The organism is Dialister histaminiformans (assembly GCF_900103425.1).
Classification (GTDB): domain Bacteria; phylum Bacillota; class Negativicutes; order Veillonellales; family Dialisteraceae; genus Allisonella; species Allisonella histaminiformans.
The window spans coordinates 106,174-123,202 of record NZ_FMXA01000003.1 but is presented as its reverse complement, the minus strand read 5'-3'; the positions used below and the strand labels follow the sequence as shown (position 1 = coordinate 123,202).

Below are 17,029 nucleotides of genomic sequence, written 5' to 3'. Positions count from 1 at the left end.
TCTTTTATAGTGGTGCTTATTTATCATTATCTTCCGGAGTGAACGGAGTCTTAAAAATGTGATGGATAAAATAAATGATAGTGCCGATGAAGCAGAGAGCACCAATCCAGTCAGCAACCGGCTGGAAGTCAGGTCCTACCAGTGCCAGCGGATTTTCACTTCCACCGGAGGTAACAGAAAGAACGATGAGCATGGCGATGAGAACGCCCATAAGGCTTTCGCCTACGATGAGGCCGGAAGCAAACAGGACGCCATGATGGTTACATTCATCAATATCTTCCTGTTCATGGCCAGGGCTTCGTACCGCGGCACGTGCAGCCAGTTTCTTATGAATGATATATCCCATAACGGAACCGATGACCAGAGGAAGTTCCAGTGTTGGCGGCAGGTAGATACCCATACCGATGGCCAGCGGAGGAAGTGCCAGTTTCCCGTGAGAGAAATGTTTAAGCAGACGGTCTGTAATAATGGCTGCGATACCGACAAAAATACCAAAGATAATATAATTCCAGTCCAGAGTGGAACTGAATATACCTTCTGCGATGGTAGTCATCAGGGTCGCCTGCGGGGCACCCAGTGCCTGGGTTGGATCCATGCCGGGACGGGGAAGTGCACCGGTAAAACCATAGGCCTGATAAAGCAGGTTCAGAACCGGAGCGATGGCGAATGCACCTACAACAGAGCCGATAATGAGGGCAACCTGCTGTTTCCAGGGCGTAGCACCTACCAGTTGGCCGGTTTTCAGGTCCTGCAGATTATCATTGGAGATAGCGGCAATGCTGACAATAACACTGGTAATAAAAATAGCAAATGCGGTGGAGAACATAGCGCCGCCTGGCATATCGAATACTTCAAAGGTCTTGCTGAGACCAAGAACAACCAGGGATGAAACAATAATACCCAGGATGCCTATGCCGGAAATCGGGCTGGCGGAAGTACCAATCAGGCCGGCCATGTATCCGCAGGCAGCAGCTACAAAGAAGCCCATGAGCAGCGCAACCAGAATCCCGGTGAATACATAGGTTAAAGAAATAGATAACGGCAGATTGAATCCGCTTACAAAAGAATAAAAGGCAACAAACAGACCAACCAGGATCACCAGGAAGATAATACCGGTGGTCTTTGGATCCAGGTCAATATCGGTATGATGGAGTGCTCTGGCTTCAGCCGTTTTGTTATCGCGAAGTGCAGCAATGGACATTTTTACCCCATCAATGACCGGTTTAATCAAGGTAATCAAGGTCCATACCGCCGCGGTACCGATACAGCCTGCACCAATAAAGCGGACTTTGGAAGCCCAGATGGAATGAGCAAATTCAGAAGCGGCCTGGCCGGCTTCCGGAGTCATTACACTGGTCAGGTATGGAACAAATACACCCCAGGAAAGAAGAGTACCTACGAAAATGGCGATGCCGCTGGCAATACCGATGAGGTAACCGGCACCAAGCAATGCCATGGAAAATCCCATCGGGAGCTGAGTGGCGGAAGTCCTGCCAAGGGAAACCCAGTGGCTTACTTCAGAAGAGGCTACATGGAAGCCGTTGGAAAGAAGGGAAAAGAGAGCGGCTACGAATGTACCGCCTACAATATCCTTCATACCACTGGACTTTCCGGATTTACCCTTTCCCTCAGCCTTGTCCTTGCGCATCTGGCTGCCTACTTTGAGAATTTCTGCAGCTGCACGGCCCTCCGGATAAGGGAGGTCGCTGTTTACGACCATGGCACGGCGGAGTGGAATGGTAAATAAGACACCCATAGAACCGCCACAGGCACAGAGCAGCAGTGTTTCCCAGAACGGGAATCCCTGCCAGTAACCCAGCATGAGCAGGCCTGGAAGGATAAAAATGATAGCAGAAAGAGTACCTGCTGCAGAGGCCTGTGTCTGAACCATGTTGTTTTCAAGAACATTGGAATCTTTAAAGAAACGAAGTACTGCCATAGAAATTACTGCAGCCGGAATGGAGGATGAGAAAGTAAGACCTACTTTTAATCCAAGATATACATTGGATGCAGTAAAAATTGCAGTAATCAATATACCCAGCAGCATGCCGCGCAATGTAAGTTCGGGCAGACTCGGATATTTCACCTGTGAATCAGGTGAAGACTTTTTGTCTGGCATTGTGAGCCCTCCTATCTTAATCCTGTATCTTATAAAGAGGAATAAGATGCAGTTAATATATTACTATATTATATACGATTTGCCGGGTTAGTAAATGAATTATCTGTAAAGTGTATAAATAAGGCTATATATAGATTAGTTAGATAAGTGATATACATAGCGAAATACATTCACAATATTCTATAACTAAATGTAATCGGTGAAATGATAGCCGAAAGGAATAATTCCTGACTTGAAATTTATGGGACAGAGAAGAAGGGAAGAATATACTATCCATTAATGCTATAATGGATATAATTCAAATATGGATAATCGAAGTCCAGGGAGCTGGGAGAGGATTATCCGATAAGATAGTTCCAAAACAACCTTCAGGAGGATAACAATGACAGATCAGGACAGACTTATTGAGATGATTATGGATGAGTTTAAAGGATTGGCCAGACATCCAAGACCTTCTCACCATGAAAAGGCAGTCAGTGATTATCTGGTAAACCGCCTTCATGCTCTGGGGGTTACCGATGTAATCCAGGATGATGTATATAACGTAATTGCCAATGTGCCGGCTACAGCAGGTTATGAGAAGGCTCCGCTTACTTTGATTCAGGGGCACATGGATATGGTGTGTGTGGCCAAGCCGGGATATCCTTTTGATCCGCTGACCAGTGAGATTAAATTGATCCGTGAAGGGAATATTCTTCATGCTGATCATACAAGCCTGGGAGCTGATGATGGAGCCGGCGTGGCATCTGCACTGATTCTGCTTCAGCTCGGGGTAGAACATGGCCCGCTGCGTATTATATTTACTACCGATGAAGAAACCTCAATGACCGGGGCTACCCATCTGGATTCCCGGTATATCCAGGATCTGGATTATATTATTAATGTAGATTCTGAAGAACTGGATGTTATCTGTATGGGGTCTGCCGGCAGTTGCCATACCCGGTTTACACGGATTATCAACTGGGGGGAAACTGCTGATACTATGGCGCTTCACCTGCAAACTCATGGGTTCCGTGGTGGTCACTCCGGCGCAACCATCCATCAGGGCAAGGGAAATGCTATTCAGGCTATGGCAGAAGCATTGCTTGACCTTAGGAATGCAGGAATAGACTATCGTCTGTCCAGCATTAATGGCGGTGATGCATCTAACGCAATCCCGGCTGACTGTGATGCAATTATTGTCATCAGCCCGGATAATGAAGGAAAGGTCAGAGAAGTACTGCATGCATGGTCTGAAAAATTCCACAGAATGTTCCATGGCATTGAAGATCAGGCCGAATTGCTGATTCAGCCTGATGAAGTTCCGCAGCGTGTGTTCTCTGCTTCGGATACAGAAATGCTGGTTGATTTGCTCTGCATGTTGCATAGCGGCATCTATGTGATGAATCAGACTTATGCAAACCTTCCGGAACTTTCAGCTAATATTGGTACCATTCAGACTACGGAAGAGGCGGTATCCTTTGAATATCTGCCAAGATCCGGAGAAGATGACCGGCTGCAGGAATTACTCCAGAAGCTGCCACTTTTTGCCAAGCTGACCGGATTTGCCTATGAGCAGGGAAATGCAGAACCGGCATGGACGGTGAATACAGAAAGCAAACTGGCTCCAATTTATGAGAAAGCTTTTGAAAAGATAACCGGTCGTAAGCCCCGTACAGAAGCTATCCATGGTGGGCTGGAAACCGGACGGTTCTATCATCTGAATCCATCGGCCGATATTATTTCTGTAGGTCCGAATACCCATGCCATTCACAGTGCCGATGAATCTGTAGAACTGGATTCTATTGCCATAATGATTCAGGTCATTGCAGAAACACTGAAAGCTTTAAAATAATCGGTGAAAGTGACATTATCCCAGGAAAAGCATATAATAGAAATATTTAAATCTGTATGTACTTGAAAGGAAGGGAATCTATGTCATTTGAAAAGGTAAAAAGTTATTTTGCAACATTAGGAATGGAAGACCGCTGTATCAGTTTTACTGAACCCACGGCTACAGTTGCAGAAGCGGCTGCTGTACTTGGAGTGGAAGAAGGCCGTATTGCGAAAACCATGTCATTTCTTCTGGATGGAAAACCGCTTATTGTGGTAGTTGCCGGAGATGCCAGGGTTGACAACCATAAGTATAAGACAGTTTTCCATAAGAAACCGAGTATGATCCCCGGAGCTAAATGCGAAGAATTTATCGGGCACAAACCTGGCGGAGTATGTCCGTTCTGTCTCCCGGAAGGGACTCCGGTATATCTGGATGTGTCCCTCATGCGGTTTAGTGAAGTATATCCGGCGGCAGGAACAGATCATAGTGCCGTCAGGCTGAGTCTTAAGGAACTTGAAAAGTGTGCTCATTCCCGTGGATATGTAGATATCTGCAAAGGCTGGGAAATGAAATAAATGGTCTCTCACTGGTAAGTCAGCAGAGAGAAGTAAAAAGAGGTTGCGAAAATGATTTTTTGCAGCCTCTTTTTTATGATAAAATAAATAGGATATGCTGTTCAGACAGAAGGGGGGATTTTATGACTGAATCACCAGAAGCGGTGCTAAAGGAATACTTTGGTTATGACAGTTTCCGTACAGGGCAGGCAGAAGTGGTCAATTCCCTTCTGTCAGGCCATGATGTGCTGGCCATTATGCCCACCGGCGCGGGAAAATCGATTTGTTTTCAGGTGCCGGCGTTGATGATGCCGCATGGGGTGGTTGTGGTTTCTCCGCTGATTTCTCTTATGAAAGATCAGGTGGAATCACTGATACGCCAGGGGATTGCTGCTTCCTATGTCAACAGTACGGTTCCTTTTGGGGAGTCAATTGAACGACTGCGGGATTTGTACCGGGGAAAGATAAAGATTCTGTATCTGGCACCGGAAAAACTGGAACCATCTTATTTTACCGATTGTCTCAGACAGGTGCCGCTGTCCATGGTGGTTGTGGATGAAGCACACTGTGTATCGCAGTGGGGACATGATTTTCGTCCCAGTTATGGAAAAATCAGAACATTTGTAGATTTGCTGCCCCATAAACCGGTTATGGCGGCCTTTACCGCCACGGCTACACCGCTGGTAGAAAAAGATATAAAGGAAAATCTGGGACTGGTACATGCTGATATCTATCGAACCGGTCTGGACAGACCCAATCTTTCTTTCCGTGTGCTCCGCGGACTGGGGAGGGAAGAAAAGGAACAGCTGCTTTTAAGGTATGTAAAGACCCATAAACAGGAAAGCGGTGTTATTTATTGTGCAACCCGGAAGGCGGTAGATTCCGTTTATACCCTTCTCCGAACCCATAAAATACAGGCGGGGAGGTATCATGCCGGCCTCAGTGAGCAGGAAAGAAAACAAGCACAGGATGATTTCTCTTTTGACCGTCTGCAGGTTATGGTGGCCACCAATGCGTTTGGTATGGGTATCGATAAGAGCAATGTACGGTATGTAATTCATTATCAGATGCCTAAAAGCCTGGAAGCCTATTATCAGGAAGCCGGAAGGGCCGGACGGGATGGAGCCAGAGCCGAATGCATCCTGTTGTACAGTGCCCGGGACGCAGGGATTCAGAAGTACCTGCTGGCGCAGAGCGATTTGCCGGCAGAGCAGCTGGATATTGAATATCGCCGTCTGAACCAGATGATTAATTACTGCAGTACGTCGGCCTGTCTTAGAAATACCATCCTTACGTATTTCGGGGAAACACCGGAAGATACGTGCGGGCACTGTTCGTCGTGTGAAAATGCAAGGGCACGGGTGGATATTACTGATGTGGCCGTGCTTATATTCCGGACCATACGCAATGTCAATGAGTCCTTTGGCGTCAATGTTATTGCCGATATTCTGAAAGGGAGCCGTTCCAGGAATATCAGGGACAGGCACCTGGATCAGCAGATGACGTATGGAAAGCTGTCTTTTGAGAAGACTGAACATATCCGGGATACGATTCATACACTGATGGCCGATGGATATCTTCTGCAGAAAGGAGAGCCCTATCCTTCCCTGTACCTTACGCCGATGGCGATGCGCGTCCTGTCAGGCGATGGCCGGGTGATGGGTCCTGCTGTTGGTATGGAACGGATGGCGGCCGAACAGGTTATTGACAATCTGAAATTCACCGGAGACAGGGGTGCCCTTTTCGAGCAGCTTCGGAGACTTCGAACACAAATGGCTAAAGAGGAACAGGTACCGCCTTTTGTTATCTTTTCCGATGCTACGCTGGAACAGATGGCGGCAGTCCGCCCTGTGACAAGGGATGAACTGAGACAAATCAGCGGCGTAGGGGTATTTAAACTGGAAAAATATGGCGAACGGTTCCTGAAGCTTATACGTGATGAGGGCAATGAGGAGACAGAGACTCCTCGGGAAGAAAATAAAAATCTGGCTGGAGAACGGGAACGGGGAGAAGCGGCCTGTATTTATGATTATCTGGTGTCGGTAAGGAACCGCATGGCAGATGATCAGGGAATAAAGCCATTTCAGATACTTTCCAACCGCACATTGATGGATATGTCGTTCCGCCGGCCGTCACAGGAATCGGAGATTAAGGCGGTTTACGGTATCGGTCCGGCCAAATTTGAAAAATTTGGATTGTTGTTCTTAAACGCTGTGCAGGAAGCAAAGCATCGACTGGAACAGATTGAATGCACCGTGGATGTGGAATCACAGGATTCCGGATTCCATATATATGTGGAACAATGTATCCGGCGGCTGAAAGACAGCGGGCAGTTGGATGATGTGACAGCGGACCAACTGAGAAAGGCTGCTGAAATGCGTAAGACGACTGGTGACTGGCCAGCAGGGCTTGGCAGTTCATACCGGAAAGAGCTTACTAAAATAATGAAGATTTACAGACAGTTTATGGAAACATCAATGGAGGATATATGAGTTTAGCAGATACAAAATATCTGGACATAGTACAGAATATTCTGGATAATGGGGCGTTGGGGCAGAATCGCACCGGTATGCCGGCCTATAAACTGCCACACCAGATTATGCAGTTTGATCTGGAAAAGGAATTTCCAATTCTGACCACTAAATTTGTAGCTTTTAAGACGTCAGTAAAGGAAATTCTATGGATTTGGCAGAAGCAGTCCAATGATGTACGCGTACTGCAGCAGTGGAATTGCCATGTCTGGGATGAATGGATGCAGGAAGATGGCACTATTGGGAAAGCCTATGGTTATCAGCTGGCAAAATATCACCAGGTAGACACACTGCTTAAGACATTAAAGGAAAATCCTCAGAGCCGCCGCATGGTGGTTTCTATGTGGAATGTGGAAGACCTGCCGGAAATGGCTTTACAGCCATGCGCGTTCCTTACCATGTGGGATGTATCGGCAGATAACCGGTTAAACTGTATGCTGGTACAGAGAAGCGGGGACATGGGGCTGGGAATTCCTTTTAATATGGCACAGTATGCAGCGCTTGTATGCATGATTGCCCAGGTGTCCGGTCTTCGTCCGGGGCTGTTTACCCATGTAATCAACAATGCACATATTTATGAAAATCATGTAGAGGCATTGAAAACACAGCTGGCCAGAAGGAACGAAGCCTATCCGGCTCCCCGCCTGCATCTGAATCCGGAAATTAAGGACTTTTATGATTTTAAACCGGAAGATATTGTTCTCGAAAATTATCAGCATTTAGGGAAGCTGCCAATGAAGGTGTCTGTATGAGTTTATCTATTATAGTGGCTGTAGCGGCCAACGGCGTGATTGGAAAAGATAATCAGCTGATCTGGCATTTATCAGATGACCTGAAATGGTTTAAAAAATGCACTATGGGAAAACCTATCATTATGGGAAGAAAAACATTTGAAAGTCTTCCAAGGCTTTTACCGGGCAGGACACACTTTGTTCTGTCCAGACGAAAAGATTACCAGGTGCCAGATGGAGTGAGACTTTTTCACGATGTGGAGACACTTATGGAAAATCTTCCGGAAGGAGAAAATTTTGTTATTGGCGGAGAACATATCTATAGCCTTCTTCTGTCAAAGGCAGATAAAGTGTATATGACCAGAGTAGGAAAAGCATATGATGGAGATGCCTTTTTTCCACCATTTGATGAAAAGGAATGGATAAAGGAGAAAGAATTCCCGGGCGAAGGGGACATACCACATACGTTCGTAATCTATCGCAGAAAATAATAGTTACAGGGGGCGTGAAAATGATTTTTCATTTTCACAGCCCCTTTTTGCTGGTTAGATACAAATATGCACAAAATAAGTCATGTATAGACACTGGGAATGGAAGAGGAGAAATAAAAGGGTAAAATATGTAAAAGCAGGTTTTTATTTGACAAAATTGATAATGACTCTTATTCTTATAGTTGGTATTGAGATTTTTTTTCAATTAGGAGGAACAGCATATGATGCCCCTTACCATGGCACGGACGGGAGAAAAAGTTATCATACGGAAGATTTCCGGTAACGATGATATCCGCAGGCATCTGGCTACGCTTGGTTTTGTAGTGGATACTATGATTCTGGTAGTAAGTCAGATGGCAGGAAATCTTATTGTAGAAGTTAAAGGAAGCCGGGTAGCCCTGGATAAGTCTATGGCACGGCGTATTTTTATCTGAAAGAAGGATGGAGAGAAATGTATACATTAGATCAGGTGCCGGTAGGCGATACCGTGGTGGTTAAGAAAATCCACGGAGAGGGACGGACACGCCGCCGAATTATGGATATGGGGATAACCAAAGGGGTTTCTATTCTGGTAAGAAAGGTGGCGCCCTTAGGCGATCCGATAGAATTGAACGTTCGTGGCTATGAACTTTCTATACGTAAGGATGAAGCTGTTTCAATCGAGGTAGAATAATAAAACCGAATTCGAATACGGTCGTTTCGAATGAAAAAGGTAAAAGACCAGGAGACGGACATGGTCTCCGGAAGGAGCAGAATACAATGTCAATAAAAATTGCTTTAGCAGGTAACCCTAACTGTGGTAAGACCACATTGTTCAATGAACTGACCGGGAGTTCTCAGTATGTGGGAAACTGGCCAGGGGTTACTGTAGAAAAAAAGGATGGTCTTCTTAAGGGGCACAAGGATGTTATCATACAGGATCTTCCGGGAATTTATTCTCTTTCTCCCTATACTCTGGAAGAAAAGGTGGCCAGAAATTATCTGGTGAATGATCGCCCGGATGTTATTCTGAATATTATCGATGGGACAAACCTGGAACGAAACCTGTATTTGACCACTCAGCTGGCAGAGCTGGGCATCCCTATGGTGCTGGCAGTAAACATGATGGACCTCGTAAAGAAATCAGGGGATCATATCAATTTACAGAAGCTTTCTGAACTCCTTCATTGTGAAGTGGTGGAAATCAGTGCACTGCATGGAACCAATTGCCGTAAGGCGGCAGAGCTTGCTATAGCGCAGGCCGGCAGGACAGTAGATGAACATGCGCATGTATTTACCGGAAGTGTAGAACATGCGCTGGCTCACATAGAAGAGTCTGTTTATAATATGGTGAAACCAGAATTGCTGCGTTGGTATGCTATCAAGATTTTTGAAAGGGATGAAGAAATGGCATCCCAGGTTCACCTTTCTCAGCAGCTGCACGATCATCTGGAAGCACATATTAAAGACTGCGAAAAAGAGATGGATGATGATGCAGAAAGCATTATCATCAATCAGCGGTATGAATATATTACCCGGATTATCGATCAGATTCTGACAAGAGGAAAACAGCTTCACAGCATGACTCTTTCTGATAAGATCGATTCCGTGGTAACCAACCGTGTCCTTGCACTCCCTATATTTTTCATAATTATGACGCTGGTCTATTACATTTCAGTAACTACGATTGGCGGATGGGCCACAGACTGGACTAACGATGTGTTCTTTGGGGAGATAGTGAATGATGCTGCTACTTCATTCCTGGCATCCATTCAGGCACCGGATTGGCTTTCCGGCCTTATTGTAGACGGTATTATCGGAGGCGTTGGTACGGTTCTGGGATTTGTGCCGCAGATCCTCCTTATTTTCTTCTTTATGTCCCTTCTGGAAGACTCAGGATATATGGCTCGTGTTGCCTTTATCATGGACAGGATTTTCCGCCGTTTCGGACTTTCAGGAAAGTCCTTCATTCCAATTCTGGTAGGAATGGGATGCGGTGTTCCTGCGGTTATGGCTACCCGTACGATTGAAAATGAACGCGATCGCCGCATGACCATTATGCTCTGCACATTTATTCCCTGCTCAGCCAAGGCGGTCATCATCAGTATGATTACGTCCACATTCTTCCCGGATTCCATATTCCTGGCTCCGGCCATGTATTTCCTGGGGATTGCGGTTATCGTACTTTCAGGTATAGCCCTTAAGAAGACGCACCTGTTTTCAGGGGATCCGGCTCCCTTTGTTATGGAGCTTCCGGCATACCATATCCCGTCCATGAAGGGTGTACTGATTCATATGTGGGAAAGAGCCCGTGGCTTTATCATCAAGGCGGGGACCATTATCTTTACCGCCTGCGTAATCATCTGGTTTTTCTCCACATTCAATGCCCATCTGGAAATGGTGGATATTGAAAACAGTATGATGGCCTTTTTCGGAAATGCTATCAGCTGGGTTTTTGCCCCGCTGGGACTGGGCAGCTGGAAGGGAGCCGTTGCAGTTATTTCTGCAGAAATGGCTAAGGAAAACGCTATCGGTACACTGGCTGTACTGAATGGTATTACTTCAGACGCGGATGAAGCGGTCATGGCTGGCATTGCCGGTATGTTTACTCCTCTTGCGGCTATGTCCTATATGATTCTCAACCTGTTTGATCCGCCATGTGTAGTGGCTATGGCGACTATTGCTCGTGAAATGGGTGACAGAAAATGGGCAGCTGTTGCTATTCTGTTCCAGGTTGCCATTGGTTATTCCATGGCCCTGGTAACCTATCAGCTGGGAGGCTGGCTGTTCTATGGTATGCCATTTGGCTTAGGGCAGGGAGTGGCGATTGTACTCTGTCTTGCAGCGCTGTACTTTATCCTTCGCCCAGCACCGCATGATAAGGCATCAAATGAAACCCGAGAGGGGGCAGCGGCATGAATGGTCCCTCGTATGTAGTAGTTGGGGTACTTATTATCCTGTTTGTACTGGCGCTTCGAAAAGCCTGCCGAACCATATTTGGCGGCGGATGCGGTTGTCATGGTGGCGGTGGGGACTGCTGCAGGCAAAAGAAACATACGGATAATAAAAAACACCGTGTTGTCAGTAATTTCATATAAGTCTAAAAAGGATGTAATCCGAAAAGGGATTACATCCTTTTTTTGCTATGGATTATGAAAAAAGGTAAAAACGAAGATATCGATAATTCTCACGGGGACTGTTCCCGGTAACAAAGGATTCAGGAATTCGGGACAGCAAAAAACCGCTGTGTGAAAATATATATCACACAGCGGCCTTAAATTATACAGTGAATATTATCGTTCTCTCGTACGGCAGAGACCACGGTCGCAGTTTCTGAGGAAAGACAGCAGATGTTCAATTTCCGGTGTAGAGGAGAGCTCCTGTTCCATCTGGTTGATTGCATCGTCCAGGCGGAGACCAGAACGGAAAATCAGGCGATAAGCGCGTTTTAGTTCCTTCTTAATATCCTGGTTAATATGATTTCTGGAAAGGCCTACACTGTTAAGGCCCACTACGCGAGATGGATTTCCGTCCACAATGACAAAAGGACATACGTCCTGAACAATCTTGGACATACCACCTACCATGGCTACGGAACCAATCTTGACGAACTGATGGATTCCGGACATTCCGCCGATAACAGCATGGTCTTCCACCGTTACGTGGCCTGCCAGCCCGGAGAAGCTGGAAATGACAATATAATCTCCCAGATTGCAGTTATGAGCTATATGTACATAGGCCTGAAGCATATTGTGCGAGCCAATATGGGTTTCCTGATTTTCACCGGTTGCGCGGTGGATGGTGCAGTATTCGCGGATACTGTTGGAGTCACCTATGACTACGGTGCTGTATTCTCCATGATATTTCAGGTCCTGAGGTTCTTCCCCGATTACGGCATGAGGGAAAATATGATTATTCTTTCCCATGCGGGTATGGGCACCGATAACGACATGTGCGTCGATGCGAGAACCTTCACCGATTTCACAGTCAGGTCCGATTACTGCATATGGACCGATAACAACATTTTTGTGAAGAACGGCGGTAGGATCTATGATGGCTGTCGGGTGGATCTGTGGGTCCACATTTTTTATAACTTTAAGTTCCATTGTCCTGCTTCCTTCGTAAATTGATTTTGCTTTATTATTGCTTTCTTTATAACATAGTCAGAATTTCTTTTGTTTTTAGAAACAGCCAAAAGAAGAAACAAATAAGCAAAATTCTTCAATTTCACAAAAATGCTTGGCTATGCTACATAATTTAGCTGATTTTCTCTTTTAATCACATGATTTTTCATGTGCGCCTGCCGGTTCCTTATCCGCCAGGTAAAAGAGGAAATTCGCTTCGGCACAGTGAACTCCGTCAACGGTGCCTTCGCAGTGGACTTTGCCCATACGGCCCACAATCTTAAGGATGGTGGCTTTGGTGGTCAGTACATCGCCAGGACGTACCGGAGTACGGAAACGTACCTTGTCCATGCCGGTGAACATAGGGATAAGACCTCTGTTTTCCTGAGGATACATGAGGGCTACACCGCCTACCTGAGCCATGGCTTCACAGATTAATGCGCCTGGCATAACCGGTTTTCCCGGGAAATGTCCCTGGAAGAAAGGTTCATTGATGGTTACACATTTAATGCCGATAGCGTACTTCATCGGAACCAGTTCTGTGATACGGTCTACCAGAAGCATCGGATAACGGTGCGGAAGGATGGACATGATTTCTTCAATATTTATTTCCATGATACGAAACCTCCTGATTATACATGCAATTCATTGCGTATCTTTATCAGCTTGGCAGATAATTCTGCGTTCAGCTTGTGGCTGCCCAATACAGCTATGATGTGGGCATGCATCGGTCCAATCAGAGAGATATCACCGAGGATATCGAGAATCTTATGACGAACCAGTTCATCAGGCCACCGTGGCTGAGACAGGCAGGCATCTTCGGAATAGATTACGGCGTTTTCCAGTGTACCGCCCTTGCCAAGGCCCAGTTTTTTCATGGCTTCCAGTTCCCAGGTGAATCCAATGGTACGGGCGGAGGCAATTTCCTTAAGATAAGATTCCGGTGTAATGACCAGATCAAACATCTGTGTTCCCAGCATAGGGTGCGGATTGATGGAAGTGAATGTCACTCTCAGACCATCATAGGGGAGAGCAGCAATGAACTTGTTCTTTTCGTATACCGAAACACTTTCCGGAAGATTGAAAACCGATACCGGCTTGTCCTGGGTTTCTATACCCGCTTCACGGATCAGGTCTACAAACGTTCTGGCGCTGCCATCGCCGACCGGCGGTTCCGGAGAATCCATTTCAATGATACAGTTGTTGATGGATAATGCATATAGTCCGGATAAAAGATGTTCTACTGTAAAGACTTTGGCATTGCCGTTTTCCAGGGTGGTGGCACGCATGGTGTTGGTCACATATTCAATATGGGCCGGGACTTCAGGATGACCGGGAAGATCCACTCTCCGGAATCGAATACCCGTGTCCGGTTCAGCAGGCAGCATGGTAAGCGTTACCGGTATTCCGGAGTGAAGCCCATTCCCACGATAGGAAACGGCTTTTTTTATAGTATGTTGTAAATGTTCCACAATGAAACTCCCTTCATACAGGTGAAAAAACACATCATTTAATTCTACTATGTTCTGACATCTCATGCAATGCGGGAAGCTATAAATTAAGAAGTAAGATATAAGATTATCCTTTGTAAAAACAGGGAAAATCCTGTATAATTGAAATGCAAATGATTTACATTCTCATTCACGTTCATATAAAGGAGTCATAATGAATCAGCTGATAACTGCCCTGATTATTCTGGGCCTGGCTGCGTGGTTTGTATTTTCCCTGCGAAAAGTCATACAGGGAGCTGCCGGGGGTGCTCGGTGTGGTATTTCTTCCCTGAGGCGTCATAAGAAGGGGGCGTCTGCGTATGCGACTGTTAATGGGCATCCGGTCATTCTGGACAGGAGAGAGGCACAGAAGAGACGGGAATCTCTCCGGCAGGCAATGATGACCCGGCGGAAGAACTGACAACCAGCCCTGTGCGTAGCAAAAAGAGGGTTGTAACGAAGTAAGGCCTGTGGCCATGGGTTTCGTTACAACCCCTTTTTTTATTTTTATTCAGAAAGGATGCCTGTATACTTTCTCTGAAATGGGGTCAGCGATTTCTGCTATGGGTGAAAAGCATGGTTACGAGAAGGGCACCGGCAGCAACCAGAGCTGTGATGCCACCTGGGGCGGCTCCGGCATAGTAAGAGATGACCAGTCCGGACAGGATGGCAAAAAAACTGTAACCTACAGAGGCTATAAATGTGGCTTTAAATCCTTTGCGAAGCTGTAGGGCTGAGGCTACTGGCAGGGCAATGAGAGAGGAGATGACCAGCATTCCTACAGAACGGATGGAAATAGCGATGGCAGCGGCAACCAGAATGGAGAAAATATAATTTATGGTCTTTACATGGACTCCGGCGATGCGGGCTGCCGTTTCATCATATGCCAGGTAAATAAGCTGGTGATAAAAAATAATAAAAGTGGCTACAGCAGCGAGGCTGAGGGCGGCGGTTACAGCCAGGTCCACGTTGCTTACGGTGAGTATACTTCCGAACAGATAGGCACTGGCGTTGGCATGAAGCACCCCGGAGGTTATCAAGGTGATGGCAATGCCTACGGAAACAGACAGTACAATAGCCAGAATCAGATCCGTATATTTTCGGAAATACTGACGGAGAAATTCAATAGAGACACCAGCAACAGAGGTAAAAATAAAAGCAGAAACAATTGGACTTGCCCCGAAAAACAGGCCCAGGGTTACGCCGGCCAGTGAAGCGTGAGCCAGTGTATCACCAATCATGGAATACCGTTTCAGTACAAGGAAGATACCGATGCATGGGCAGAGGATGGCAATACAGATGGAAATCAGCAGCGCGTGCTGCATAAAGGTGTAATCAAGCATGGAATGATCCCTCCCTGGTCATATATTCATCCAGATAATGCTGAGGCGTGCACAGGTGGCCATGCCCATTGGCAATATGATACAGCATACTGGAATATCTGGCGGCAGCGTACAGATTATGCTCTACTGCAAGAATGGTGAGCCTTTGCTCAGTGTTTAACCGGTGAAGAACAGCGTAGATTTCCTTCTGGCTGCTCACGTCCACGCCGGTGGATGGTTCATCAAGAATCAGCAGATCTGGATTGCCCATAAGTGCTCTGGCAATAAGCATTCTCTGATACTGGCCGCCGGACAGGTTACCAACCAGTTCTTCAGCCTGAGACTCCATACCGGTTACTGACAGGATGGAACGGACATCAATTGAGTGCAGGTGAAGTATACGACCATAGGAATGGATGACTTCTTTTACAGTGATGGGGAATGCAGAATCTGTATCTTTTTTCTGCGGAACGTAGCCGATGCGTGAAGCGTTGATACGGATGGAACCGTGGGTGGGCAGCATGAATTTGAGAATCAGACGCAAAAGTGTAGACTTGCCACATCCGTTGTTGCCTACAATGGAGATATAGGCTCCTTGGGGAACATTCAGGTTGATTTCTGACAGGAGATAAGGCTTTTTCCCAGTGTATGAAAAATTTAAATCAGTTATTGTAATCATAGACACCTCATATGGTTGAATTATCCTTACATCTTACTATCATTTGAGTCAGATAGCAACCTGAAAAACTGTGTCTATTGACACCTCTGATACACTAAATAAAGGAGATAAGATTTAAGAATCATTCTTAAATTAAGAGAAGGAGATCTAAATGAACTATATAAAGAAGGCAGGGGTCATGGTGATGGGAGTGCTCATGACCGCTATAATGGCCGGGTGTGGAACGGTAGAAACCGGATTTTCTCATGATGGACGGATTCCTGTTGTTGCTTCCTTCGAAGCGACAAAGGAAATAACGGAAGCCATAGGAGGAAATAAGGTTGAGGTACTTACGGTAATTCCCGAGGGGACAGAACCACATGAGTTTGAATTAAAAACGGGCGACATTCAGAAACTGCAGGAAGCCAGATTGTTTGTGTACAACGGGCTGGGAATGGAGCCATGGGCAGACCAGGCTATCCAGGCGGCAGATAATTCGAAACTGAAAACGGTGAACTTATCCAGGCACATTACTCCGATTCCGCTTGTAGATCCGGAGGAGCGGAAGGAACATGGTGCTTATGATCCGCATGTGTGGATGGGGCTCAGTGAGGCTAAGGCTGAGGCTCTGGCTGTTAAAAATGAATTGCAGAGTGTTTCGCCGGAAAACAGGGAATATTTTGAACATAACTACAGGCAGTTTGCTGCTGAGACGGATGCGCTGAAAAAGGAATATCAGCAGAAATTCAGTCATGCGCCCAGGAAAGAACTGGTTACCGGACATGCGGCATTCGCCTATCTGTGCCGTGACTTTGGGTTGACGCAGGTAAGCGTGGAAGATGCATTTGCCTCTGGGGAACCTTCAGCAAAGCGGCTGGTGGAACTGGCGGATTTCTGCAAGGCGCATCATGTGAAGGTCGTGTTTACGGAAGAGCTGGTAAGTCCTGCCGTATCCCAGACACTGGCAGAATCAGCGGGAGCTTCGACTGAATCCATTGATACGTTGGAGTCATCGGATGATAAGAGCTCGTATGTAGAACGGATGAGAAGGAATCTGGAAAAAATTTTGAAAGCCATGCAATAAAATTATTAGCACTCTCTTGACATGAGTGCTAATAGTGATATAATCAAGATGTAAGGCAAGACAAACCGAATAAGCTGATTACCTTACCTGAGAAAAAATTACAGATTGTAATTTAAGAAAAGGGGTCTTT

At 46.2% G+C, this 17,029-nt stretch carries 17 protein-coding genes; 11 read left to right on the top strand and 6 right to left on the bottom strand.

Features of this window, described 5'->3' with window-relative positions:
• Positions 1–16: 16 nt before the first annotated feature.
• Positions 17–2,119 (bottom strand): OPT family oligopeptide transporter, encoded by a 2,103-nt coding sequence (locus tag BLQ79_RS00655; RefSeq protein WP_091362762.1) that lies wholly within the window; start codon positions 2,117–2,119, stop codon positions 17–19.
• Positions 2,120–2,501: 382 nt separating this feature from the next.
• Here BLQ79_RS00655 and pepD point away from each other — a divergent pair, with 382 nt between their 5' ends.
• From pepD to BLQ79_RS00610, 9 genes are all read left to right on the top strand, one after another.
• The gene (gene pepD, locus BLQ79_RS00650) at positions 2,502–3,953 is read left to right on the top strand and encodes a beta-Ala-His dipeptidase (protein ID WP_091362760.1); all 1,452 of its coding nucleotides are present in this window, start codon (positions 2,502–2,504) and stop codon (positions 3,951–3,953) included.
• Between the two features lie 80 nt (positions 3,954–4,033).
• Entirely contained in the window at positions 4,034–4,510 is a 477-nt protein-coding gene (locus BLQ79_RS00645) for a YbaK/EbsC family protein (RefSeq protein ID WP_091362759.1), read from the top strand.
• Between the two features lie 122 nt (positions 4,511–4,632).
• A complete protein-coding gene (gene recQ, locus BLQ79_RS00640) occupies positions 4,633–6,981 on the top strand; it encodes a DNA helicase RecQ (RefSeq protein WP_091362757.1) in 2,349 nt (782 codons plus the stop codon).
• A complete protein-coding gene (locus BLQ79_RS00635; RefSeq protein WP_091362754.1) occupies positions 6,978–7,772 on the top strand; it encodes a thymidylate synthase in 795 nt (264 codons plus the stop codon). Before recQ ends, BLQ79_RS00635 begins: the two co-directional genes overlap by 4 nt.
• Positions 7,769–8,242, top strand: a complete 474-nt coding sequence (locus BLQ79_RS00630; protein WP_091362752.1) for a dihydrofolate reductase — start codon at positions 7,769–7,771, stop codon at positions 8,240–8,242. The genes BLQ79_RS00635 and BLQ79_RS00630 overlap by 4 nt, the downstream gene beginning before the upstream one ends.
• Positions 8,243–8,463: 221 nt before the next feature.
• Positions 8,464–8,676, top strand: a complete 213-nt coding sequence (locus tag BLQ79_RS00625) for a FeoA family protein (RefSeq protein WP_091362751.1) — start codon at positions 8,464–8,466, stop codon at positions 8,674–8,676.
• A gap of 17 nt (positions 8,677–8,693) precedes the next feature.
• Positions 8,694–8,915: a FeoA family protein gene (locus BLQ79_RS00620; RefSeq protein WP_091362750.1), complete on the top strand. Its 222-nt coding sequence runs from the start codon at positions 8,694–8,696 to the stop codon at positions 8,913–8,915.
• 86 nt (positions 8,916–9,001) lie between these two features.
• Positions 9,002–11,140 carry a ferrous iron transport protein B gene (gene feoB, locus BLQ79_RS00615; RefSeq protein WP_091362748.1) on the top strand — a complete coding sequence of 713 codons (2,139 nt, stop codon included), beginning with the start codon at positions 9,002–9,004 and terminating at the stop codon, positions 11,138–11,140.
• Positions 11,137–11,319 carry a hypothetical protein gene (locus tag BLQ79_RS00610; protein WP_091362746.1) on the top strand — a complete coding sequence of 61 codons (183 nt, stop codon included), beginning with the start codon at positions 11,137–11,139 and terminating at the stop codon, positions 11,317–11,319. Before feoB ends, BLQ79_RS00610 begins: the two co-directional genes overlap by 4 nt.
• Before the next feature lie 195 nt (positions 11,320–11,514).
• Here BLQ79_RS00610 and lpxA read toward each other — a convergent pair whose 3' ends face one another.
• From lpxA to lpxC, 3 genes are all read right to left on the bottom strand, one after another.
• Positions 11,515–12,327 (bottom strand): acyl-ACP--UDP-N-acetylglucosamine O-acyltransferase, encoded by an 813-nt coding sequence (gene lpxA, locus BLQ79_RS00605; RefSeq protein WP_091362744.1) that lies wholly within the window; start codon positions 12,325–12,327, stop codon positions 11,515–11,517.
• A 168-nt stretch (positions 12,328–12,495) separates the two neighbouring features.
• A complete protein-coding gene (gene fabZ, locus BLQ79_RS00600; protein WP_091362742.1) occupies positions 12,496–12,960 on the bottom strand; it encodes a 3-hydroxyacyl-ACP dehydratase FabZ in 465 nt (154 codons plus the stop codon).
• 17 nt (positions 12,961–12,977) lie between these two features.
• Positions 12,978–13,817 carry a UDP-3-O-acyl-N-acetylglucosamine deacetylase gene (gene lpxC / locus BLQ79_RS00595; protein WP_200779793.1) on the bottom strand — a complete coding sequence of 280 codons (840 nt, stop codon included), beginning with the start codon at positions 13,815–13,817 and terminating at the stop codon, positions 12,978–12,980.
• Positions 13,818–14,010: 193 nt separating this feature from the next.
• Between lpxC and BLQ79_RS00590 the strand changes: the two genes are divergently transcribed.
• A complete protein-coding gene (locus tag BLQ79_RS00590) occupies positions 14,011–14,256 on the top strand; it encodes a hypothetical protein (protein ID WP_091362738.1) in 246 nt (81 codons plus the stop codon).
• Between the two features lie 127 nt (positions 14,257–14,383).
• On the opposite strand, the gene BLQ79_RS00585 is transcribed toward BLQ79_RS00590, so the two are convergent.
• Entirely contained in the window at positions 14,384–15,178 is a 795-nt protein-coding gene (locus BLQ79_RS00585) for a metal ABC transporter permease (RefSeq protein ID WP_091362736.1), read from the bottom strand.
• Positions 15,171–15,836, bottom strand: coding sequence for a metal ABC transporter ATP-binding protein (locus BLQ79_RS00580; protein ID WP_091362733.1), 666 nt, complete (start codon positions 15,834–15,836; stop codon positions 15,171–15,173). The genes BLQ79_RS00585 and BLQ79_RS00580 overlap by 8 nt, the downstream gene beginning before the upstream one ends.
• Before the next feature lie 151 nt (positions 15,837–15,987).
• On the opposite strand from BLQ79_RS00580, the gene BLQ79_RS00575 reads away from it, so the two are divergent.
• Positions 15,988–16,899: a metal ABC transporter solute-binding protein, Zn/Mn family gene (locus BLQ79_RS00575; protein ID WP_091362731.1), complete on the top strand. Its 912-nt coding sequence runs from the start codon at positions 15,988–15,990 to the stop codon at positions 16,897–16,899.
• Positions 16,900–17,029: the final 130 nt, after the last annotated feature.

Coding starts and splice junctions, on each gene's coding strand:
- BLQ79_RS00655 (WP_091362762.1), bottom strand. CDS start 2,119: ATGCCAGACAAAAAGTCTTCACCTGATTCACAGGTGAAATATCCGAGT.
- pepD (WP_091362760.1), top strand. CDS start 2,502: ATGACAGATCAGGACAGACTTATTGAGATGATTATGGATGAGTTTAAA.
- BLQ79_RS00645 (WP_091362759.1), top strand. CDS start 4,034: ATGTCATTTGAAAAGGTAAAAAGTTATTTTGCAACATTAGGAATGGAA.
- recQ (WP_091362757.1), top strand. CDS start 4,633: ATGACTGAATCACCAGAAGCGGTGCTAAAGGAATACTTTGGTTATGAC.
- BLQ79_RS00635 (WP_091362754.1), top strand. CDS start 6,978: ATGAGTTTAGCAGATACAAAATATCTGGACATAGTACAGAATATTCTG.
- BLQ79_RS00630 (WP_091362752.1), top strand. CDS start 7,769: ATGAGTTTATCTATTATAGTGGCTGTAGCGGCCAACGGCGTGATTGGA.
- BLQ79_RS00625 (WP_091362751.1), top strand. CDS start 8,464: ATGATGCCCCTTACCATGGCACGGACGGGAGAAAAAGTTATCATACGG.
- BLQ79_RS00620 (WP_091362750.1), top strand. CDS start 8,694: ATGTATACATTAGATCAGGTGCCGGTAGGCGATACCGTGGTGGTTAAG.
- feoB (WP_091362748.1), top strand. CDS start 9,002: ATGTCAATAAAAATTGCTTTAGCAGGTAACCCTAACTGTGGTAAGACC.
- BLQ79_RS00610 (WP_091362746.1), top strand. CDS start 11,137: ATGAATGGTCCCTCGTATGTAGTAGTTGGGGTACTTATTATCCTGTTT.
- lpxA (WP_091362744.1), bottom strand. CDS start 12,327: ATGGAACTTAAAGTTATAAAAAATGTGGACCCACAGATCCACCCGACA.
- fabZ (WP_091362742.1), bottom strand. CDS start 12,960: ATGGAAATAAATATTGAAGAAATCATGTCCATCCTTCCGCACCGTTAT.
- BLQ79_RS00590 (WP_091362738.1), top strand. CDS start 14,011: ATGAATCAGCTGATAACTGCCCTGATTATTCTGGGCCTGGCTGCGTGG.
- BLQ79_RS00585 (WP_091362736.1), bottom strand. CDS start 15,178: ATGCTTGATTACACCTTTATGCAGCACGCGCTGCTGATTTCCATCTGT.
- BLQ79_RS00580 (WP_091362733.1), bottom strand. CDS start 15,836: ATGATTACAATAACTGATTTAAATTTTTCATACACTGGGAAAAAGCCT.
- BLQ79_RS00575 (WP_091362731.1), top strand. CDS start 15,988: ATGAACTATATAAAGAAGGCAGGGGTCATGGTGATGGGAGTGCTCATG.